Source organism: Streptomyces xanthophaeus, from assembly GCF_030440515.1.
Taxonomy (GTDB): domain Bacteria; phylum Actinomycetota; class Actinomycetes; order Streptomycetales; family Streptomycetaceae; genus Streptomyces; species Streptomyces kutzneri.
In genome coordinates this window covers 3,071,912-3,093,707 of the sequence record NZ_CP076543.1, presented here as the reverse complement: position 1 = coordinate 3,093,707, position 21,796 = coordinate 3,071,912, and the positions used below count along the sequence as shown (strand labels likewise).

General features: G+C 70.6%; 17 protein-coding genes. 11 read left to right on the top strand and 6 right to left on the bottom strand.

The annotated features are described in order from the left end of the window. Window positions 1–126: 126 nt before the first annotated feature. The 5 genes from KO717_RS13190 to KO717_RS13170 all read left to right on the top strand — a co-directional run bounded on the left by KO717_RS13190 (window position 127) and on the right by KO717_RS13170 (window position 5,358). Window positions 127–879: a GntR family transcriptional regulator gene (locus tag KO717_RS13190; RefSeq protein WP_301366891.1), complete on the top strand. Its 753-nt coding sequence runs from the start codon at window positions 127–129 to the stop codon at window positions 877–879. A gap of 442 nt (window positions 880–1,321) precedes the next feature. Next, window positions 1,322–1,507, top strand: coding sequence for an SPOR domain-containing protein (locus tag KO717_RS13185; protein ID WP_030012541.1), 186 nt, complete (start codon window positions 1,322–1,324; stop codon window positions 1,505–1,507). Between the two features lie 39 nt (window positions 1,508–1,546). Beyond that, on the top strand, window positions 1,547–1,957 hold the full coding sequence (locus KO717_RS13180; protein WP_301366890.1) for a (deoxy)nucleoside triphosphate pyrophosphohydrolase: 411 nt from the start codon (window positions 1,547–1,549) through the stop codon (window positions 1,955–1,957). A 153-nt stretch (window positions 1,958–2,110) separates the two neighbouring features. Then, window positions 2,111–2,539 (top strand): ATP-binding protein, encoded by a 429-nt coding sequence (locus KO717_RS13175; protein ID WP_301366889.1) that lies wholly within the window; start codon window positions 2,111–2,113, stop codon window positions 2,537–2,539. Between the two features lie 200 nt (window positions 2,540–2,739). Further along, on the top strand, window positions 2,740–5,358 hold the full coding sequence (locus KO717_RS13170; RefSeq protein WP_301366888.1) for a SpoIIE family protein phosphatase: 2,619 nt from the start codon (window positions 2,740–2,742) through the stop codon (window positions 5,356–5,358). A 247-nt stretch (window positions 5,359–5,605) separates the two neighbouring features. Here KO717_RS13170 and KO717_RS13165 read toward each other — a convergent pair whose 3' ends face one another. Both KO717_RS13165 and KO717_RS13160 read right to left on the bottom strand, forming a co-directional pair. Next, window positions 5,606–6,325 (bottom strand): PspA/IM30 family protein, encoded by a 720-nt coding sequence (locus tag KO717_RS13165; protein WP_301366887.1) that lies wholly within the window; start codon window positions 6,323–6,325, stop codon window positions 5,606–5,608. Window positions 6,326–6,362: 37 nt separating this feature from the next. Continuing rightward, window positions 6,363–8,510, bottom strand: a complete 2,148-nt coding sequence (locus KO717_RS13160) for a TPM domain-containing protein (protein ID WP_437184503.1) — start codon at window positions 8,508–8,510, stop codon at window positions 6,363–6,365. A 48-nt stretch (window positions 8,511–8,558) separates the two neighbouring features. On the opposite strand from KO717_RS13160, the gene KO717_RS13155 reads away from it, so the two are divergent. Then, entirely contained in the window at window positions 8,559–8,798 is a 240-nt protein-coding gene (locus KO717_RS13155; protein ID WP_301366886.1) for a hypothetical protein, read from the top strand. Between the two features lie 72 nt (window positions 8,799–8,870). On the opposite strand, the gene KO717_RS13150 is transcribed toward KO717_RS13155, so the two are convergent. The 4 genes from KO717_RS13150 to KO717_RS13135 all read right to left on the bottom strand — a co-directional run bounded on the left by KO717_RS13150 (window position 8,871) and on the right by KO717_RS13135 (window position 12,689). Beyond that, window positions 8,871–9,641, bottom strand: a complete 771-nt coding sequence (locus KO717_RS13150; protein ID WP_301366885.1) for a succinate dehydrogenase/fumarate reductase iron-sulfur subunit — start codon at window positions 9,639–9,641, stop codon at window positions 8,871–8,873. Continuing rightward, window positions 9,638–11,536, bottom strand: coding sequence for a fumarate reductase/succinate dehydrogenase flavoprotein subunit (locus tag KO717_RS13145; RefSeq protein WP_301366884.1), 1,899 nt, complete (start codon window positions 11,534–11,536; stop codon window positions 9,638–9,640). Before KO717_RS13145 ends, KO717_RS13150 begins: the two co-directional genes overlap by 4 nt. A gap of 1 nt (window position 11,537) precedes the next feature. After that, the gene (locus tag KO717_RS13140) at window positions 11,538–12,362 is read right to left on the bottom strand and encodes a hypothetical protein (RefSeq protein WP_301366883.1); all 825 of its coding nucleotides are present in this window, start codon (window positions 12,360–12,362) and stop codon (window positions 11,538–11,540) included. 102 nt (window positions 12,363–12,464) lie between these two features. Further along, window positions 12,465–12,689, bottom strand: coding sequence for a hypothetical protein (locus KO717_RS13135; protein ID WP_030385851.1), 225 nt, complete (start codon window positions 12,687–12,689; stop codon window positions 12,465–12,467). 346 nt (window positions 12,690–13,035) lie between these two features. Here KO717_RS13135 and KO717_RS13130 point away from each other — a divergent pair, with 346 nt between their 5' ends. From KO717_RS13130 to KO717_RS13110, 5 genes are all read left to right on the top strand, one after another. Next, window positions 13,036–15,357, top strand: a complete 2,322-nt coding sequence (locus tag KO717_RS13130; RefSeq protein ID WP_301366882.1) for an ABC transporter family substrate-binding protein — start codon at window positions 13,036–13,038, stop codon at window positions 15,355–15,357. 335 nt (window positions 15,358–15,692) lie between these two features. Continuing rightward, window positions 15,693–17,597: a translational GTPase TypA gene (gene typA / locus KO717_RS13125; RefSeq protein WP_033218492.1), complete on the top strand. Its 1,905-nt coding sequence runs from the start codon at window positions 15,693–15,695 to the stop codon at window positions 17,595–17,597. A gap of 471 nt (window positions 17,598–18,068) precedes the next feature. Further along, complete coding sequence (locus KO717_RS13120; protein ID WP_301366880.1) at window positions 18,069–19,721, top strand: peptide ABC transporter substrate-binding protein; 1,653 nt, start codon at window positions 18,069–18,071, stop codon at window positions 19,719–19,721. Window positions 19,722–19,919: 198 nt separating this feature from the next. Then, window positions 19,920–20,846, top strand: coding sequence for an ABC transporter permease (locus KO717_RS13115; protein WP_301366879.1), 927 nt, complete (start codon window positions 19,920–19,922; stop codon window positions 20,844–20,846). 23 nt (window positions 20,847–20,869) lie between these two features. Further along, window positions 20,870–21,793, top strand: coding sequence for an ABC transporter permease (locus tag KO717_RS13110; RefSeq protein WP_301366878.1), 924 nt, complete (start codon window positions 20,870–20,872; stop codon window positions 21,791–21,793). The last annotated feature ends 3 nt before the right edge of the window (window positions 21,794–21,796 follow it).

The following is a 21,796-nucleotide window of genomic DNA, read 5'->3' as shown; positions in this document are numbered from 1 at the left end:
TAACGCAGGGTAACGGGTTTGAGTGACCTGGCTTCATCACTTCGAGTGAAACTCTGGCCCTTGCTTGCGGTCTTCAACCGTCGGTTGCCAGGGTGTAGCTGTCTGTCAACCTGATGGGAGTGGCCAGTGACTTTCGGTGAGCAGCCGGCCTATCTGCGCGTGGCCGGGGATCTGCGACGGAAGATCGTCGACGGTTCTCTGCCCCCGCACGCCCGGCTTCCCTCTCAGGCACGCATCCGCGAGGAGTACGGGGTCTCCGACACCGTGGCCCTGGAGGCGCGCAAGGTCCTCATGGCGGAGGGGCTGGTCGAGGGCCGGTCCGGATCCGGCACGTACGTACGGGAACAGCCAGTCCCGCGGCGGGTCGCCCGCGCCGGCTATCGCACGGGCGGTGCCTCGACGCCGTTCCGGCAGGAGCAGGCCGACGCCGGCGCGCGTGGCACCTGGGAGTCGAGCAGCGAGCAGACGGGCGCGCCCACGGAGATCGCCAAGCGGCTCGGCATCGATCCGGGCGAGCGCGTGATGCGGACGCGGTACGTCTTCCGCGACGCGGGGGAGGCGATGATGCTGTCGACCTCCTGGGAGCCGCTGGCCGTGACCGGCCGGACCCCGGTGATGCTGCCGGAGGAAGGCCCGCTGGGCGGCTCCGGAGTGGTCGACCGGATGGCCGCGATCGACGTCGTCGTGGACAACGTGGTCGAGGAGGTCGGAGCGCGGCCCGGTCTGGCGGAGGAGATCATGCTCCTCGGCGGGGTGCCGGGGCACGTGGTGCTGGTGATCGGCCGCACGTACTACGCCTCGGGCCGTGCCGTGGAGACGGCCGACGTGGTGGTCCCGGCGGACCGCTACCGCCTGGCGTACCACCTCCCGGTGAGGTAGCCGCTCCCGCTGCGGTCCGAACCCCCGGGCGCCGCCCGGGGGTTCACGCGCGCCCGGCGCGACGCCCGCGACCCGGCGGGTTTCGGCGCGATGGCGGACGCCCGCGCCGTCCCGTCCCCCGGCGTCCCCGGACCGTTCGGTCCGCATGCCGGGACCCGCTCCCCGCGCACCGCGGCCCAGACCGTGCCGGACGCCCCGCCGGCTTCTCCGTGCCACCTGCGCGGATGCCCGCCGCACAGGGGCGCTGCGGCCCCGCTCCGGACTCCGATGCGCCCCGTTCGGACCGGCGCGCACGGCCCGCTCGTACGCATGGCCGGATGCGTACGCCTGCGAGGTACCTCTTCGTGAAAAACCGTATCCGCTCCGTAAAGGTCGGGCGTAAGCTCGGGCATATGCGCAATGCGGTTTCCCGGACAGATACGTCGGCGGAGGGTGAAACGCAATGAACGACAGCGGTGCGCTGCTTCCGTGGCTGGTCATACGCGAGGACGACAACGGCAACCGCTACCGGGTGGGCCGGTACGCCACCCGGGCCGAGGCCCAGAAGGTCGCCGACAGCCTCGAGGACCGAGGGCACAAGCAGCTCTACTGGGTCGAGCGGATCGGCCAGACCGCCACGATGAACTGAGCGTCGCAGCACCCTGCGACGCTGGCATAGGCTCCGCCCATGACGGTACGCGTGGTCGTGGGCGGAGCCCTTTGTCATGAGGGGCGCCTGCTGGCCGCCCGCCGCAGCGCACCGCCCGAGCTCGCCGGACGCTGGGAGCTGCCGGGCGGGAAGGCCGAACCGGGTGAGTCCGTCCCCGACGCGCTGGTGCGCGAACTGCGCGAGGAGCTCGGCGTGGAGACCGAGCCGCTGGAGCGGATCCCGGGGGAGTGGCCGCTGCGGCCCGGGCTCGTCCTGCACGTGTGGACCGCCCGGCTGCTCTCCGGAGTGCCCGCCCCGCTGGAGGACCACGACGAGCTGCGCTGGCTCGGGCCGGAGGAGCTGGAGTCGGTGGACTGGCTGGACCAGGACCGGCCCGCGGTCGCCGAGGCGGGGCGCCGGCTGCGCCAGGACGGTGGCGGGGGCGCGTGACGCTCGCGGTCTAGGCCGTCTGCGCCACAGTGCGCCGGTGGGCGGGGATCGAGTGGTACGACGCCCCGAATATCGGGTATGTCGCTATTAATCCCTATCTCGTCCCCCTTTCGTCCCCGACGAACCGGACTGGGGTCGCTGCTGGCCCGGGAAGTGATCGGCGTGATCGACACAGACGGTGAGTGCGCCGAGTGGGCCTTCCCCGCCGAGCCCGGTGCCGTCCGCACCGCCCGCCACGCCGTCCGCGGCGCCCTGCACGACTGGGGCCTGGAAGTCGTCGGTGATGTGACCGTCCTGCTGGTCAGCGAGCTCGTCACCAATTCCCTGCGGTACGCCTCCGGCCCCATCGGAGTTCGCCTGGAACGGCGCAATCCAGCCGCCGGGGGCCCCGCGGGCGGTCCCGCGCTCCTCGTGGAGGTTTCCGATCCGCTTCCGGATCCGCCCCGGGAACGCGTCGCGGACCACGACGACGAGGGGGGCCGTGGCCTGCACCTGGTCGCCGTCTCCTCGCAGCGCTGGGGGACCCGGCACGGGAAGTCGGGCAAGACAGTGTGGTTCGAATTGGCTATTCCTGGTGAGTAACAAGGTGAACGGTGGCGTGTGACCTTTCGGAAACGCCTCCCGGTGACAGCCGGGGGGAGGGGTTCGGAGGGGATCGCGCGACATGGCTCGAAATCATCGAGACCGTGCTGTGATCGTGAACGCCGTGCCGTCCGGGGCCGTGGTGCTGAATACTTCGGTCATGGCCGGTCCGGTTGCGGTGAGCTGGAGGGGACGGTCGCGTGAGCGAGATACCTGCGCAGGCACATCAGACCGACGTGCCGCGAGAGACATGGCACGACGCCCTGTGGCACAGCAGTCCGCCTGGCTCGATATATGACTACATAAAGGTCGCTTCCTTCTCGATCGGGCCCGACGGGTTCATCGACCAATGGAGCCTGCGCGCCGAGGAACTGTTCGGCCTGAGCGCCTCCCAGGCCGTGGGACGCGACCCGGTCGACGCCTTCATGCCGCCCGAGCTGCGTCCCGACGCGCACCGCAAGGTCGCCGAGATCCTCGACGGCAAGGAATGGACGGGCCTCATCCCCTTCCGGATCCCGGGCGGGAACGGCGCGCACGGCGTGGCCGAGATCTATGTGATGCCGACCCAGACCGAGACCGCCGAGCGGGCCGCGCTGTGTGTCGTCGTCGACGTACGCGCGCTGCGCCGGATCGAATCCGACCTCGCGGCTTCACAAGCGATATTCGGCCAATCTCCCTTCGGCTTCCTGCTCTTCGGCACGGACCTCACCGTGCAGCGGGCCAACCGCCGCTTCGCCACCGTCTTCGGGGGCGCCGTCGAGGAGCACCGCGGCAAGACCGTGCACGACTACCTGCCGGCGCACGAGGCCGACCGGATGACCGAAGCCCTGCGCCGGGTGCTGGACACCGGGGACTCGGTCACCGACCTGAGGATCACCGGCGCCACCCCCCGCAGCCGGGAGAACCGCCACTGGTCCATCAACCTCTACCGCGTCCACGGCGGCAGCGGCCGCCCCATCGGCGTCGCCGGGATCGGCACCGACGTCACCCGCCGCCACCTCGCCGCCCGCGAGGCCGCCGGGGTCCGGCGCAACCTGGCCCTCCTCAACGAGGCCGGGCACCGCATCGGGAACTCCCTCGACCTGGAGACCACCGCCCGCGAACTCCTCGACGTCACCGTCCCCGGCTTCTGCGACCTGGCCGCCGTCGACCTCTACCAGGGCCTGCTGCTCGGCGACGACGACCGGCCCGCCCGGCCGCAGGGCCCGGGCGTGCCCAGCCTGCCCGGCCAGGGCCCGGCGCGGACGCCCTCGGCCGCCCTGCGCCGGGTGGCCTTCGCCTCCGCCGTCTCGGACGCCCCGCTGTCCGGTCCCGGCGCACCGGTCTCCGTGGGCGACATCCACCGCTACCCGGCCGCGTCGCCGGGCGCGCTGGCCCTGCGTACGGCGCGGCCGCGGCTCATCGAGGGCGGCGGACCGGAGGACCTCGTACAGTCCACGCTGGTCGTGCCGATGGTCGCCCACGACACGGTCGTCGGGCTCGCGCAGTTCTCCCGGACCAAGGGCAGCGAACCCTTCGGCGAACGCGACCGCGCGGTCGCCGTGGAACTGGCCGCACGGGCCGCCGTATGCATCGACAACGCCCGCCTCTACCGGCGCGAGCACGAGCGGGCGCTGATCCTGCAGCGCAGCCTGCTGCCCCCCGGCGACCCGGAGGCGGCCGGCCTCGACATCGCCTGCCGGTACCTCCCCGGCAACGCGGCCACCGAGGTCGGCGGCGACTGGTTCGACGTGATCGAACTCCCCGGCCACCGCACCGCGCTGGTCGTCGGCGACGTCATGGGCCGCGGCCTGCGGGCCGCCGTGGCCATGGGAGAACTGCGGACCGCCGTACGCACCCTCGCGCTGCTGGACCTCGAACCGGCGGAGGTACTGACCGCGCTCGACGAGATCGCCCGCGGCCTCGGCGCCCCCGGCGGCTCCCAGCAGGCCTCGCGGGCGGCCCTGCACTCGCGGGACGCGGACCGCTCCGAGGTGTACCTGGCCACCTGCGTGTACGCGGTCTACGACCCGGTCACGCGGCGCTGCACGATCGCCAACGCGGGCCACATGCCGCCCGTGCTGGTCGAACCCCCGGACGAGGCCGGCGTCCCGCGGCCCGCACTGCTCCTGGAGGTGCCGCCCGGGATGCCGCTGGGCGTGGGCGGCGAACCCTTCGAGGAGGTCGAGGTCGACCTGCCGGAGGGCGCACTGCTGGCCCTCTACACGGACGGGCTCGTGGAATCCCGCGACCATCCCCTGGAGGAGGGGCTGCGCGGACTGCGCGCGGCCCTCGCGGATCCGGTCCGGCCGCTGGAAGACGTCTGCGACCACGTCCTGAACACCCTCGACACCCGGCACGGCGAGGACGACATCGCCCTGCTCATGGCACGGGTGCAGGGCCTGCCGCTGGACGCGGTCGGCGACTGGCAACTGCCGCGCGAGGCCCGCTCGGTGGGCCGGGCCCGCGAACTGGCCCGGGCCAAGCTCCCGGCCTGGGGCCTGGAGGGCCTGCTGGACACGACCGAACTGCTGGTCAGCGAACTGGTGACCAACGCCCTGCGCTACGGGGAGGGCGAGATCCGGCTGCGCCTGCTGCTGGACCGCACGCTGGTCTGCGAGGTCTGGGACGCGAACCTGGTCCAGCCCCGCCGGCGCCGCGCCCGCGACACCGACGAGGGCGGCCGCGGCCTCCAGCTGGTCGGCCTGCTGTCGGCGGGCTGGGGCACGCGCCGCACCCACCGGGGCAAGACGGTCTGGTTCGAACTCCCGCTGCCCGGCCAGGCATCGGAGGCCGTCACCGAACTGTCGGCGGAGCAGCTGCTGAGCATGTACGGATGACGAGTGGCGGCCCCGCACCGCGACGGGCAGGGTGCGGGGGCGCCCCCGACGGCCGCCTCGACGGGCACGATCCGAAAGAGACGGCCTAGGGGGTGTCTTGCCGATCATGCCGGGCTCGCGGGGCCTGGTGCCGCGCCTCGCCGCGTTGTCCTCGGTCGGCGACGCTCCGCGTCGCCTCCCTCGTCCGCCTTGCGATCCACGGCACCAGGCCCCGCTCCCTGATCCGGCCTGATCGACAAGACACCCCCTAGGCTGCGCGGCCTTGCTTGAGGGCGGCCAGGCGGGCCTCGATCTCCGAGGTCCTGCCCAGGTCGTCCAGGGCTTCGAACTGGGCGTCCAGTGAGGAGGCGGCCAGCTCCTGCTTGCCGAGAGCCATCGCCTCCTCCCGGCGCACCTTCTCCTCGAAGCGGTGCAGGTCGCTCGTCGGGTCCAGCACGTCGATGTTCTTCACCGCGTCCAGCATCGTGTTCTGCGCCTGCGCGGTCTTCGCCCGGGCCACCAGCTCGTCGCGCTTCGACTGGAGCTCCGTCAGTTTGTTCCGCATCGAGTCCAGGCCCGACTTGAGCTTGTCGACGACCTCCGTCTGGGCGGCGATCGTCGGCTCCGCCACCGTCGCCTCCTTCTCGGACTGGATCTGCCGGCCCAGGGCCACCTTCGCGAGGTTGTCGAACCTGTCGGCGTCCGCCGCCGATCCCGCCGCCCGCAGCTCGTCGGCCTTCCGGCTCGCCGCCAGGGCCTTGCCGCCCCACTCGGCGGCCGTCTCCACGTCCTCCTTGTGGTCCGCCTCCAGCATCCGCAGATTGCCGATCGTCGTCGCGACCGCCTGTTCCGCCTCCGAGATGTTGTTCGTGTAGTCGCGGATCAGCTGGTCCAGCATCTTCTGCGGATCCTCCGCCTGGTCCAGCAGTGCGTTGATGTTGGCCTTGGCGAGTTGGGTGACACGGCCGAGGACGGTCTGCTTGCTCATCGTGGTCTCTCCTGGTCAGGGCCGATGTGTGTGCCGTTCAGAAGCGGCCGCCGCCGCCCATGCGGCCGCGGGTTCCGCCGCCGCCGAAGGAGCCGGGACCGCTGCCGCCCCCGCCGCCCCCGAAACCGCCGCCCCCGCCGCCGAAGCCTCCGAAGCCGCCCCCGCCGCCCCGCAGGATCTCGCCGAGGATGATCCCGCCCAGGACGGCGCCGCCCTGGCCGCCGGACCGCCGGCCCGCGTACGGGTCCTGGTACGCCCGTACGTCCTGCTCCGCCAGCTGCTGCGCCTGCCGCGCCAGCGCATCCGCCTGCTGGGCCTCCGCCAGCGCCCCCGCCGGGTCGGCAGCCGCCAGGGACACCGCCCGTTCCAGGTGCCGGCCCGCCTCCGCGAGCCGCGTGCGGGCCTGGCTGCCCACCGCACCCCGGGTGGTGGTGATGTAGTCCGTCGCCGCGCCGATCGCGCTGCGCGCCGCCAGCATGGCCTGGTCGAGCAGGGCCACCGCCCGCTGACGCCCCGACTCCCGCTCCCGCGCCCCGGCCAGCGCCTCGTCGAGGGCCGCGTCGGCCTCTTCGATCCGGCGCAGGGCGTCGATCGGGTCGTACCGGCCGGCCGCCTCCTCCCGCCGTACGTCGGCCAGCACGGCCTCCGCACGGCCGATCCGCCCGCGCAGGTCCGCCGTCGAGGTGCCCTCCGCGGTGCCGGTGAGCAGCCCGCGGGCGTCCGCGAGGTCGGTGTCCGTCTCGGTCAGCGCGCCCGGCAGCTTCCCGGCCGCCTCCGCCAGTTCCTGCGCCCGCCGCTCGACCGCGTCCACCAGGGTCGCCGCCTGGTCCACCGCGCCCTCGGCGGCCCGTACGTGCACGGCCCCCGGGCCCTTCTCGCCCGCGTCGAGGGCCGCGTGGGCCAGGCCCAGGTTGGTCGCCGCGAACAGCAGCCGGTCCTTGGCCTGTTCGGCGTTGGAGGCGACCGGCGCGGACGCCGAGTCCGCGTACCGCCCGGCCAGCGCGGTCAGCGTCGCCTCGGCGGTGCTCGCGCGCCCCGTCAGCTCCAGATAGCCCTGCTCCACCGAGGCCAGCGCCTGCGGGGCGTTCTTCTCCAGGTCCCGCAGCCGGTCGAAGTCCTCCGACTCGGCGTCCAGCCGCCGGTTCGCCTCGGTGCACCGGGCGACGATCTCGTCCAGCATCCGGCGCCGGGTCGCGTCGTCCTCCGGGTAGGCGTCGTCGAGCTGCTGGCGCAGCCGGAAGGCGTGCGTGAGCTCGTTCTTGGCGTACTCCACGGCCGCGACGAAGGGCCGGGCCGCCTCCTCGCCGAACTGGGCCGAGGCGAAACCGAGTTCCTCGGTGCTGGTGCGGACCGCGTCGTCGGTCTCCACCAGCAGGGTCTTGGCCCTGGCGTCCAGCTCCGGCAGCGGGAGCCGGTCCGGCGCCCCTTCGGGCCAGCCCGGCCCGGTCGTCGTACCGCGCCCGCCCCCGGCGGCGTCCTTGCGCTTGCGGCGGGTGTACGTGTACGCCGCGAGCGCCCCCGCCGCACCGACGGCGACCACCGGGAGCACGAAGTCCCCGGCCCCGCTCTCGCCGCTCCCCTCGCCGCCGGGGTCCGCCGGGCCGGGGCTGATGGTGGGCACGGGGACCGGCTGACCGCCGAGGACGGCGTTGTAGCCGTTGGCCGCACCGATGGCGGCGCCCGCCCAGTCGTTCTGCTTCAGGGCGGGCTCGATGGCCGTCTGCGCGACGGTGGCCAGCTGCTGCTCGGTGAAACCGGAGTCGACATCGGCCGAATAGGCGTACTGGCGGGCCCCGGTCGCCACGGCCAGCAGGACGTCGTTCTGGCCGAGGCCGTTGCGCTGCGCGGTGGCGTCGGCCCAGCTCTGGGCGGAGCGCCCGGAGAAGTCCCGTACGTAGGCGACGAAGAGCTGGATCTTCCGGTCGGCGTACAGCTTGTCGAGCGCGGCGGTGACGGCGCCCTTCCGGTCGCCCAGGGCCCCCACACGGTCGGTGATCTGCCCCTGCTGGGACAGGGTGACGGGATCCTCGGCCCACGCGGGCGCCGCCCCGGCCGCGCCCCAGCCGCCGACCGCGAGCAGCCCGGCCGCCAGGGCGAGCCCGGCCCGTACGAACGTCCTGCGGCGCGGCCTGCTTCTCGGCGGAATCACAATTGGGAGGTTATGGGGGGTTTCGTGGCCTCGCATTCGGAGTCATCGTCCGTGACCGGCCCGCCACCGGCTCGTTGGCAGCCCATGAAGAAGATCATCTCCGCCGCCGCGCTCACCGTGGCCGCGCTCGCCCTCGCCACGCCCGCCCACGCCGACAACGACAGCAACTTCGGCGGCGGGGTGAACGCGGCCAACAACTGGAACTTCACCGCGGCCGCCGTCTGCCTCCAGGAGGTGGCCGTGGTCCCCGTCCTCGGCGACTGGGTGGGGGACCACACGAACAACTGCTCCAACGGCAACGTCGTCGACCACTCCGGGCGCTGACCCCGCCGGACGCCGGACGCCGGACGCCGGACGCCGGACCCGGGCCCTTCCGAGGGGGCCCGGGCCCGGCCGTCAGCCCTGCCGGCGCCCGATCTTGTTCCCCAGCCACACCAGCGGGTCGTACTTGCGGTCCACCGCCCGCTCCTTCAGCGGGATCAGCGCATTGTCGGTGATCTTGATGCCCTCCGGGCAGACCTCCGTACAGCACTTGGTGATGTTGCAGTAGCCGAGCCCGTGCTCCTCCTGCGCGGTGCGCTTGCGGTCCAGTCCCGCCTCGGCCGCCGCGTCCAGCGGATGCATGTCCAGCTCCGCCACCCGCATCAGGAACCGCGGACCGGCGAAGACCCCCTTGTTCTCCTCGTGGTCACGCACCACGTGACAGGTGTCCTGGCACAGGAAGCACTCGATGCACTTGCGGAACTCCTGCGAGCGCTCCACATCGATCTGCTGCATCCGGTACGCGCCCGGGGCCACCCCCTCCGGCGGTACGAAGGCCGGGACCTCCCGCGCCTTGGCGTAGTTGAAGGACACGTCCGTCACCAGGTCCCGGACGACGGGGAAGGCGCGCAGCGGGGTGACCGTGATCGTCTCGGACCGCTCGAAGGTCGACATGCGCGTCATGCACATCAGCCGCGGCCGGCCGTTGACCTCCGCACTGCACGAGCCGCACTTGCCCGCCTTGCAGTTCCAGCGCACCGCCAGGTCCGAGGCCTGGGTGGCCTGGAGCCGGTGGACGATGTCCAGGACCACCTCCCCGTCGTGCACCTCGACGGTGAAGTCGCGCAGCTCCCCGCCCTCCGCGTCGCCCCGCCAGATCCGGAAGCTCGCGTCGTACGTACTCATGGGTGGAGCTCCTCTTCGGCGAGGTACTTGACCAGCTCTTCCTTCTCGAAGAGCGCGAGCAGGTCGGGACGGATGGGCTCGGTGCGCTGGCGGACCAGGGCGATCCGGTCGGCCGCGGGGTCCGCCGGGGGCGGGTCCACCGGGCGGCACAGCAGGTTCACCGGACGCCAGTCGCGCTCCATCGACGGGCAGTCCTCGCGGGTGTGCCCGCCGCGGCTCTCGGTGCGCTCCAGGGCCGCGCGGGCCACGCACTCGCTGACCAGCAGCATGTTCCGCAGGTCCAGGGCGAGGTGCCAGCCGGGGTTGAACTGCCGGTGCCCTTCGACACCGGCCCGGGCGGCCCGTACGCGCAGGGTCGAGAGCTTCTCCAGCGCCTCGGCCATCTCGCCCGCGCGCCGGATGATGCCGACGAGGTCGTTCATGGTCGTCTGCAGTTCCTGGTGGAGCGTGTACGGGTTCTCCGCGCCCTCGGCGGCGTGGAAGGGGGCCAGCGCCTCCGTCGCCGCGGCGTCGATCTCCGACTGGGCGACCGCGGGGCGTCCGGCGGACGTGGAGTACTGCGCCGCGTGCAGCCCGGCCCGCCGTCCGAAGACCAGCAGGTCGGAGAGGGAGTTGCCGCCGAGCCGGTTCGAGCCGTGCATCCCGCCCGCGACCTCGCCCGCCGCGAACAGCCCCGGCACCCCGACGGTGGCGGCGGACTCCGAGTCGACCGCGATCCCGCCCATCACGTAGTGGCAGGTCGGGCCCACCTCCATCGGCTCCGCCGTGATGTCCACGTCCGCCAGCTCCTTGAACTGGTGGTACATCGACGGGAGCCGCCGCCTGATCCGCTCGGCCGGCATCCGGGTGGACACGTCGAGGAAGACCCCGCCGTGCGGGGAGCCGCGGCCCGCCTTCACCTCGGAGTTGATCGCCCGCGCCACCTCGTCGCGCGGCAGCAGCTCCGGCGGGCGCCGGTTGTGGTCCGGGTCCTCGTACCAGCGGTCGCCCTCCGCCTCCGACTCCGCGTACTTCTCCTTGAAGACGTCGGGGACGTAGTCGAACATGAACCGCTTGCCCTCGGAGTTGCGCAGCACCCCGCCGTCGCCGCGCACGGATTCGGTGACGAGGATGCCCTTGACCGACGGCGGCCAGACCATGCCGGTCGGGTGGAACTGCACGAACTCCATGTTGAGCAGGGGCGCGCCCGCGAGCAGGGCCAGCGCGTGGCCGTCGCCCGTGTACTCCCAGGAGTTGGAGGTGGTCTTGAAGGACTTGCCGATCCCGCCCGTGGCGAGGACGACCGCCGGGGCCTCCAGCACGAAGAAGCGGCCGGACTCGCGTTCGTAGCAGAAGGTCCCCGAGACCCTCTGCCCCTCCTTCAGGACCCTGGTGACCGTGCATTCCTGGAAGACCTTGAGCCGGGCCTCGTAGTCCCCGAACTCCTTGAAGTCCTCCTGCTGGAGCTGGACGATCTTCTGCTGGAGCGTGCGGATCAGCTCCAGGCCGGTGCGGTCGCCGACGTGCGCGAGGCGCGGGTACTCGTGCCCGCCGAAGTTGCGCTGGGAGATCTTCCCGTCGGGCGTCCGGTCGAAGAGGGCGCCCCAGGTCTCCAGCTCCCAGACCCGGTCCGGGGCCTCCTTCGCGTGGAGTTCCGCCATCCGCCACTGGTTGAGGAACTTGCCCCCGCGCATGGTGTCGCGGAAGTGCACCTGCCAGTTGTCGCCCTCGTTGACGTTGCCCATGGAGGCGGCGATCCCGCCCTCCGCCATCACCGTATGGGCCTTGCCGAACAGGGACTTGCAGATCACGGCCGTACGGGCGCCGCGCTCGCGGGCCTCGATCGCGGCGCGCAGCCCGGCGCCGCCCGCGCCGACCACGACCACGTCCCACTGCTGCCGTTCCACTTGAGCCATGTCAGAAGAACCTCGGATCGGTGAAGGCGCCGCTCGCCAGCAGGTACACGTAGAAGTCGCACAGGGCCACGCTGATCAGGGAGGCCCACGCCAGCTGCATGTGGCGGGCGTTGAGCCGGCTGATCCAGCCCCAGAGCCGGTAGCGCACCGGGTGCTTCGAGAAGTGCTTGAGCCGGCCGCCCATGATGTGGCGGCAGGAGTGGCAGGAGAGCGTGTAGGCCCAGATCAGCGTGATGTTGACCAGGAACAGCAGGGTCCCGAGGCCCATGTGGCCCCAGGCGTAGTGCTCGTCGCGGAAGGTCAGCACCGTGTCGTACGTGAGGATGCCCGCGACCGGGACCGCCGCGTAGAAGAAGTACCGGTGCGCGTTCTGGAGGATCAGCGGGAAGCGGGTCTCGCCGGTGTACCTCGTGTGCGGTTCGGCGACGGCGCAGGCGGGCGGCGAGGCCCAGAAGCCCCGGTAGTAGGCCTTGCGGTAGTAGTAGCAGGTCAGCCGGAAGCCGAGCGGGAAGATCAGGATCAGCAGGGCGGGGGAGAGGCCCCACCAGCTGCCGAAGATCTCCCAGTTGGGCCCGCCCTTCATCGGGACGCAGTTCTCCGCGAGACACGGGGAGTAGAAGGGGGAGACGTACGGGGCCGCGTAGTAGTCGGCGTTCGCGAAGGCCCGCCAGGTCGAGTAGACGATGAAGGCGAACAGCCCGGCCGCGGTGCCGGCGGGGGCCAGCCACCACCGGTCGGTCCGCAGGTGCCGGGCCGCGATCGCGGCCCGTGAGGCGTCGTGGACGCCGCCGGGCCGCTGCTGGGGTCGTTCCGTGCCTGTGGCCAAAGAAGACTCCGGGAGGAGTGATGAGGGGTGCCCCGGCCGGCCCGGCCGCGGACGGCCGGACCGGACGGGGCGTGGGTGGATGCGTGTCCGTGACGGGCTGCCTCAGGGGGCGCGGCGGTCGCGGGCGCCCAGGCCCTCGTCGTCGGAGTCCGTCCACAGGGAGCTGTCGTACGGGGTGTCCGGGACCGTCACCATCCGGGACGGGTCCGGACCTGCCGCCGTCGTCGACGGCTTCTGCCGGGCGGCCTGCTGTTCGAGCCGCTCGACCTTGCGCGTCAGCTCGTCCAGGTTGCGCCGTACGGCACTCAGATCGTCTTGCAGGGACATGATTTGCCCTCACTTCCGCCAGGTGCGGTGGCAACGCTCATGTGCGCCTGCGAGTGTCGCGCTTCCCGTCCCCCGTTGTGAAGGGACGTGCAGCGATTGCGGGCGCGCAGGCGTGAACCGTGCGCCCCTCCCTGCCCCCCATTCTCATCCCTCTCCCGGGGGAACGCCTCCTGCCGCGCAAGCGGGATTGGTCCGCACGGGTGGGGTTCGCGGCGTGGCGAGAGGCGGCTGCGAGGGGTGCGGCGGACCGTCTATTTCAGTGGGTTCCGGCAACCGGTGTGATCAGCTCCATATACCGCCGAACGTGATCATGCTTCCCCCACGCCCCGCCCCGGAGGTACCACCCATGTCCCAGAGAAGGCGCAGGTCCTTGGCGCTCCTGACCTCGGGAGTCCTCGCACTGCCGCTGCTCACGGGCTGCGGCGCGGGTGACGACGAGGGCGGCCAGGCCGCCGCAGGGCAGGACATCGCCACGACCACCCGCGACAAGGTCGCGGACGGGGGTGTGCTGCGCTGGGCGGTGGACACGCTCCCGGACACCCTCAACACCTTCCAGGCCGACGCGGACGCCACCACCAACAGGATCGCCGGCGCCGTGCTGCCCCAGCTCTTCGTGCTGGACGCCAAGGGGCGGCCGGTGGCCAACCCGGACTACCTGGAGAAGGCCGAGGTCATCGAGCGGGAGCCGAAGCAGGTCGTCCAGTACAAGCTGAACCAGAAGGCGGTGTGGAGCGACGGTCGCGAGATCGGCGCCGCCGACTTCGTGGCGCAGTGGCGGGCCCTGAACGGCAAGGACTCGGCGTACTGGACGGCGCGCAACGCCGGCTACGAGCGGATCGAGAAGATCGAGAAGGGCAAGACCGACCTGGAGGTCAGGGTCACCTTCAACAAGCCGTACGCCGACTGGCGCTCCCTCTTCACCCCGCTCTACCCCAAGCAGGTCACCGGTACCCCGGACGCCTTCAACGAGGGTGCCCGCGGCGCGCTGAAGATCACCGCCGGGCCCTTCGCGCTCGGCGCGATCGACAAGAAGACCGGTACCGCGGCCCTGACCCGCAACGCCCGCTGGTGGGGCCGGCAGGCCAAGCTGGACACGCTGGTCCTGACGGCGGTCCCGCGGGCCGAGCGTCCGGCGGCGCTGGCCGCCGGGAAGCTCGATCTGGCGGAGATCGACCGGGCCGGGGCCGACCGGATCGCACTGGCCCGCCGGGACGCGGCCGCCAAGAAGGGCCCGGGCGCGGGCGGTGCCCCGGCCCACGGCCCGGAGGCCGCGCTGACCCCGGCGCAGGCCACGCTGTCGTGGGCGACCGCTTTCGGCGCGGACGAGGAGAAGGCGGCGGCGGAGACGGAGAGCCGCCAGAAGCACCTCGCCTCGGTCAAGCGGTACGCGGACGAGCAGACGGCCCTGAAGGCCTTCACGGTACGGAAGTCCCTGGAGCCGGCCTACACCCAGCTCGCGATGAACGGGTCCTCCGGCCCGCTGGCGGACGAGCGGGTGCGCCGGGCGGTGGCCCGGGCCCTGGACCGCAAGGCGCTGGCCGAGGTCGTCCTGAAGCCGCTGGGCCTGCCCGCGAAGCCGGTCGGCAGCCACCTGGCCCTGGCCGGGCAGCGGGCGTACGCCGACAACAGCGACGCGCTCGGCGGCCAGGACACGCACGCGGCCCAGGCCCTGCTCGCGGACGCGGGCTGGCGCAAGGGCGGCAAGATCACCGAGCCCGCCGGCGCCAAGGCCGGCCCGGAGAGCGCGCCGCAGGACGACTCGAAGACCCCGTCGGGCCCGGGCACCGGAAACGACGGGCTCTACATCGTGGGCCAGGACGACGGGGCCAACGGCGAGCCGCGCTCGGCGGCCGCCGACCGCCCGAAGGACGGCACCGCCCCGGAGGGGGCCCAGGACGGGCCGTCCCCGGTGCTGGCCCCGGCCCCCTTCGGGGCCGAGCAGCGGGTGTCCCTGCTCGCCCAGGCGGCCCACGTCGCCCGGGCCGCCCGGGCGGAGGCCGCCGACGACGGCAAGGGGGTCCCGGCCCGCGAAGGCGACGCGGCCGATCCCGCCAAGGCCTCCCCGGCCCCGGCCCCCGCCAAGCAGCCCGTCCGTAATTCCGGGAACATGCTCGCCAAGGACGGCAAGGCGCTCAGCCTGCGCTTCGTCCTCCCGGCGGGCCCCGGCTCGGAGTCCCTGCGCACCGTCGGCGAGCGGATCGCCGGGATGCTCCGCAAGATCGGCGTGAACACCGAGACGGTCAAGGTGGCCGACGACAGCTTCTTCAAGGACCACATCGCCTCCGGCCAGTACGACCTGGCCCTGTACTCCTGGCCCGCGACGGCCTACCCGGCCACCGACGCCAGGCCGATCTTCGCCAAGCCGGAGCCGGCCGCGGACGGCTCGCTCCTCGTCGAACAGAACTACACCCGGGTCGGCACCGACCACATCGACCAGCTGTTCGACCAGGCGGTCGGCGAGCTGGACGAGGAGCAGTCCCGTGAGCTGATGCGCAAGGCCGACGCCCGGATCTGGGCCGCCGCGGGCTCCATCCCCCTCTTCCAGCGCCCCGAGCTGGTGGCGGTCAAGCCGGGTCTCGCCAACGCCGGTGCCTTCGGCCTCGGCGCCCCCCGCTACCAGGACATCGGCTGGAAGAAGGCGCCGGCCGCGAAGGACAAGAAGAAGTAGCGGGGGAGAAGAAGTGGTGACAAAGCGGTGCCTGTCTGGTTGACCGAAGGGTCACAAGCTCAGATGTGACTCAAGTCCCTTGCCCGCCGGATCCCCCGGCGGGCAAGGTCGTGCATACCCGTTGACCCGCGTGAATACCGGCCGGAACGGCGGTCGGGGCACCCCACGCAACCCCCGGCCGCACTCATGCATCCGGCCTCTTGACAGACCCCCCGGCAGGCGGTTCCCGCCACTCGACGTACCATGGGGTAAGGCCGTGGCAGGTTTTCGCCCGGCCGAGGCGCGCGTGCCGGACCGTACGCGACGCCATCCACGATCCCGGGAGAAGCGCCGAAGTGCCCACGCGCCACGACATCCGTAACGTCGCCATCGTCGCCCACGTCGACCATGGCAAGACGACCATCGTCGATGCCATGCTCAAGCAGGCCGGTGCCTTCGCCGCCCACCAGCACCTCGACGACCGCATGATGGACTCGAACGACCTGGAGCGTGAGAAGGGCATCACGATCCTCGCCAAGAACACGGCGGTGAAGTATCACCCCAAGGACGGCGGGGCCCCGATCACGATCAACATCATCGACACCCCCGGCCACGCCGACTTCGGTGGTGAGGTCGAGCGCGGTCTGTCGATGGTGGACGCCGTCGTTCTGCTGGTGGACGCCTCCGAGGGTCCGCTGCCCCAGACCCGCTTCGTCCTGCGCAAGGCCCTGCAGGCGAAGATGCCGGTCATCCTCTGCATCAACAAGACCGACCGCCCGGACTCCCGGATCGACGCCGTCGTCAACGAGACGTACGACCTCTTCCTGGACCTGGACGCGGACGAGGACCAGATCGAGTTCCCGATCGTCTACGCCTGCGGCCGTGACGGCGTGGCCTCGCTGACCAAGCCCGAGGACGGCACCGTCCCCGCGGACAGCGACAGCCTGGAGCCGTTCTTCTCCACCATCCTGGAGCACGTCCCCGCGCCGGTGTACGACGAGGAGGCCCCCCTCCAGGCCCACGTCACCAACCTGGACGCCGACAACTTCCTCGGCCGTATCGCGCTCCTGCGCGTCGAGCAGGGCGAGCTGCGCAAGGGCCAGACCGTCACCTGGATCAAGCGTGACGGCACCCAGTCGAACGTGCGCATCACCGAGCTGATGATGACCGAGGCGCTCACCCGCAAGCCGGCCGAGGTGGCGGGCCCGGGTGACATCTGTGCGGTCGCCGGTATCCCCGACATCATGATCGGTGAGACCCTGGCCGACCCGGAGAACCCGATCGCGCTTCCGCTGATCTCGGTCGACGAGCCGGCGATCTCCATGACCATCGGTACGAACACCTCCCCGATGGTCGGCCGTGGCGGCAGCGGCAAGGGCGCGGACGCCAAGTCCGCGGTCAAGGACCGCAAGGTCACCGCGCGTCAGGTCAAGGACCGTCTGGACCGCGAGCTGATCGGTAACGTCTCGCTCCGCGTGCTGGAGACCGAGCGTCCGGACGCCTGGGAGGTGCAGGGCCGTGGTGAGCTCGCGCTCGCCATCCTGGTCGAGCAGATGCGCCGCGAGGGCTTCGAGCTGACCATCGGCAAGCCGCAGGTGGTCACGCAGGAGATCGACGGCAAGGTGCACGAGCCGGTCGAGCGCATGACGATCGACGTCCCCGAGGAGCACATGGGCGCCGTCACGCAGCTCATGGGCGTCCGCAAGGGCCGCATGGACAACATGTCGAACCACGGCTCCGGCTGGGTCCGCATGGAGTTCGTCGTCCCGTCGCGCGGTCTCATCGGCTTCCGTACGGAGTTCCTGACCGGTACGCGCGGCACGGGCATCGCCCACTCGATCCACGAGGGCCACGAGCCGTGGTTCGGCCAGCTGGTGACCCGTAACAACGGTTCGCTGGTCGCCGACCGCGCCGGCTCCGTGACGCCGTTCGCGATGATCAACCTGCAGGAGCGCGGCGTCCTGTTCACCGACCCCGGCACCGAGGTGTACGAGGGCATGATCGTCGGCGAGAACTCGCGCTCCGACGACATGGACGTGAACATCACCAAGGAGAAGAAGCTCACCAACATGCGTGCGGCTTCCGCGGACAACACGGAGAACGTGGTGCCCCCGCGCAAGCTCTCCCTGGAGCAGTCCCTGGAGTTCTGCCGCGACGACGAGTGCGTCGAGGTGACCCCGGAGGCCGTCCGCATCCGCAAGGTCGTCCTGGACCAGAAGGACCGTTCGCGCACCGCGTCGCGCGCCAAGTCCGCCAAGTAACAACAGCCGTACGGCCGTTCGCCCGGGTTTGCTCGGGCGGCGGCCACGGCGGGCGTAGCCGCCCGCAGGGCCCTGGTAGTGCAGCAGCCCCTCTCTTCACGGAGTCCGTGAGGAGAGGGGCTGTTCGCTTCTGTCAAGCGGATTTTTGCGTTCAGGTGTCCGCATACCGACCGTGACGCTCCGGATGATGAGCTAACCGTCCGTTTCGCACGTGTCTGTCTCCTATCCGTTTGTCCGGATTTCGGGTTTCTGACGCGGATCGATGTTGTGAAAACGAGACCACTTAAGTGTGGTTTACGGCCTGGCAGTCCCTGAGGATGGCTCCATTGAGCTCGGGTCAATGGGTCACGCGATGTGGGGATCGCGCCGACTCACGAGCACACTATGGGCACGGAAATGCTCGCCGTCAGGGGTGTCGGCGAGGTTTTTTTGCCCCTCAAGTCGATCAGTGGACTCATGAGGAGGAAACCCATGCGCGGTGCCAAGAGCGCCAAGTGGGTCGTGGGCGCGGTTGTCGTCGCCCTGGCCGCTACCGCCTGTGGCGGCGGTGACGGTGACAGCAAGGACAAGGGCAGCGCCAACGGTGGCGTGTTCCGTCTCGGTAGCACCGAGCCGGACACCATCGACCCGGGGCGTGCCCACGAGTCCACCGGCGTCCTGCTGGCCAACGCCCTGTTCACCGGCCTGTACGGCAACACGCCGGACGGCCTGGCCGAGCCGCAGCTCGCCGAGTCGGCGACCTCGGACGAGGGTTGCACGTCCTGGACCTTCAAGATCAAGCCCGACACCAAGTTCTCCAACGGCGAGGTCGTCGACGCCGAGTCGTTCGCCCGTGGTTGGGCCCGTGCCGCGCACAAGGCCGCCGCGTCCGACGTGGCGTACCACTTCGCCGGCATCAAGGGTTACGAGCAGCTGCAGGACGGCTCCGCCAAGACCTTCTCCGGTGTCACCACGCCGGACCCGACCACCATCAAGGTGGACCTGTCCAAGGCGGACTGCGAGTTCGTCCTGAAGACGGCGCACAACGCCTACAGCCCGGTCCCGAAGGTCGCCAAGGTCGGCGAAGAGGACAAGGCGTTCGGCGAGGCCCCCATCGGTAACGGTCCGTTCAAGATGGACGGTTCGTGGGAGCACAACAAGGCGATCAACCTCGTCCGCAACGACGACTACTCGCTGCAGAAGGCCTCCCTCGGGAAGGTCCAGGTCACGCTGCTCAACGACAAGACCGCGCAGCAGCTCGAGTACGACGGCTTCCAGGCCGGCACCTTCGACTACGCGCACATCCCGACGCCGATGCTGAAGACGGCCGAGGCGAAGTACAAGCCGCAGAACAAGTGGTTCGCCAAGGACACCAACGGCATGAACTTCGTTCTGCCGATCGGTGACAACGGTCCGACCAACAACAAGGACGCCCGTCTGGCGATCTCCTACGCGATCGACCGTCAGGCCATCGCCAAGGGTGTCTTCCAGGGCTACCAGACCCCGTCGACGACCATCGTGCCGCCGGCGTTCCCGAAGGCGTACCAGAAGGACCTGTGCGTCTCCTGCGTCAAGCAGGACGTCGCCAAGGCCAAGGAGTACGCCGAGAAGGGCGGCCTGAAGCCGGGTACCGAGATCAAGTTCAGCTTCAACACCGGTGCGGGCCACGAAGAGTGGGTCCAGGCCATCGCGAAGCAGCTCGAGGACGTCCTCGGCGTCAAGGTCAAGCTGGACGGCAAGGACTTCCCGGGCATGCTCAAGGAGCAGCAGGGCGGCAGCGCCACCGGCATCTACCGCTTCGCGTGGGGCGCGGACTACCCGACCCCGGAGAACTTCCTGTTCCCGCTGCTGCACTCGGCCTCGATGAACAAGGACGCCGAGGGCAACGTGACCGGTGACAACCGCGTCCGTTACAACAACCCCGAGTTCGACAAGCTGATCGACACGGCTCGCGCCACCAAGGACGAGGCCGCTCGCATCGCGATGTACAAGCAGGCCGAGAAGATGGCCATGGACGACATGGCGCTCATCCCGACCTTCAACCGTTCCCAGTTCCGCCTGATGGCGACCGACAAGTTCAACGGTCTGGACGACATCAACTTCAACGAGGACCCGATCCTCGAGAAGATCTCGCTCAAGAAGTAATCGGTTCGGACGGTATATCCGTCAGGAGCGAACGTGCCGCGGCCCCCGGGTGACCGGTGGGCCGCGGCCCCGCTCGGCAGGCCGTTTTTACTTCGGCACCCCTCACATCCGCGGGCAATCCCCGCTGGCCGAGAGCCGGCCCGTTCCTTGGGTCGGAGGCCGCTGCTCCCAGAAGCGGCCAGGTAGAGAGGCACAAACATGGGAAGGTACGTCGCCCGTCGCCTCGGGCAGATGGTCATAGTCCTCATCGGCGCGACCATGGTTCTGTTCGCGTGTCTGTTCGTTCTCCCCGGTGATCCCGTGGGTTCGATCGCGGGCAGCGACAAGGCACGCGACCCCGCAGTGGTCGCGGAACTGAAGGCGCGTTACGGGCTCGACAAGTCGCTGCCCGAGCAGTACGTGAACTATGTCGCGAAGGTCGCGACCGGAGACCTCGGTGAGGACTTCATCCAGCGGCGCGAGGTCTCCGAGATCCTCGGCCCGAAGCTGCAGAACACCGCGAAGCTGGCCCTGCTGGCCATCGTTCTCATCACGGTGTTCGGTATGGGCGTGGGCATCATCGCCGCGCTCTACAGATACAGCATCCTGGACATGACCACGACATTCTTTACGACGATGGCGGTCGGTTTCCCGACCTTCGTCATCGGCATGCTGCTCAAGAAGTACTTTGCCGTGGAACTCGGTTGGTTCCCACCGATCGGTGGTGATCAGCTCAACGGCATGATCCTTCCCGCGGTCACCCTCGCCATCACCGACATCGCCTTCGTGGCCCGCCTCACCCGCGGCACGATGCTCGAGGTGCTGCGCGCGGACTACGTGAAGACGGCCGTGGCCAAGGGACTTCCGCGCCGGCGCGTGCTGTTCAAGCACGTCCTCCGCAACTCGTCCATCCCCGTGGTCACCTACCTGGGTATCTCGTTCGGCGGACTCCTCGGCGGTGCGCTCATCACCGAGGCGATCTTCAACTGGGACGGCGTCGGTCTGGCGCTGGTTCAGGCGATTCAGCAGCAGAACAACCCGATTGTGATCGGCGTGGTGACCTACAGCGTCGCCATCTTCGTCGTCCTCAGCCTCATCGTGGACCTGCTGTACGCGGCCCTCGACCCGCGTATCCGCCTCAGCTGACCGCCCCCAAGGAGGATTTCCTCATGTCTGAGCTCGCAACGAGCCCGGCGATCGGGGACGAGAACCCCGCGTCGTCCGTTTCGGTCAAGGCCGAACCCGCCCCCAAACAACTGAGCCAGTGGGGCGAGATCCGCCACCGCTTCGTTCAGAACAAGCTGGCCGTCGTCGGCCTCGCGATCATCGTTCTGCTGTTCCTGACCGCCATCTTCGGGGACATGCTCGCCCCGTTCGACCCCGGCGCACAGGACCTCGAGAACACCCTCGCGGCGCCCAACGCCACCCACTGGATGGGTACCGACGCCCTGGGCCGCGACATGTTCTCGCGTCTCATAGCCGGTACCCGCGTGGCCATGTTCGTCGGCCTCGCCTCGATCTTCTTCGCCGTGCTGATCGGTGTCGTCCTCGGCGCCATCGCCGGCTACTTCCCCGGCTTCGCCGACACGCTGGTCATGCGCGTCGCGGACGTGTTCCTCGCGTTCCCGCTGATGATCGGTGCCATCGTCATCATCCTGGTCACCGGCCGTGGCATCACGCCGGTGATCATCTCGCTCGCGATCTTCTCGTGGGCCACCGTGGCCAGGCTCCTGCGCAGCTCGATCCTGTCCGTGCGCGAGATGGACTACGTCCACGCCGCCAAGGCGCTCGGCGCGAGCGGCTGGCGCATCGTGCGCACGCACATCCTGCCCAACTCGCTGACCGCCGTTCTGGTCTACGCGACCTTCAACGTCGGCACCACGATCATCGGTGTGGCGGCGCTGTCCTTCCTCGGCGCCGGTGTCCCCGTCGACGTCCCCGAGTGGGGCAACATGCTCGCGGCCGGCCAGGGCTTCATCGGGGTCAACGACTACCTGTGGTACTTCCCCAGCCTCTTCGTCGTCGTCACCGTGCTCGGCTTCGCCTTCGTCGGCGACGGCCTGCGTGACGCACTCGACCCGAAGCTCCGGTAGGGC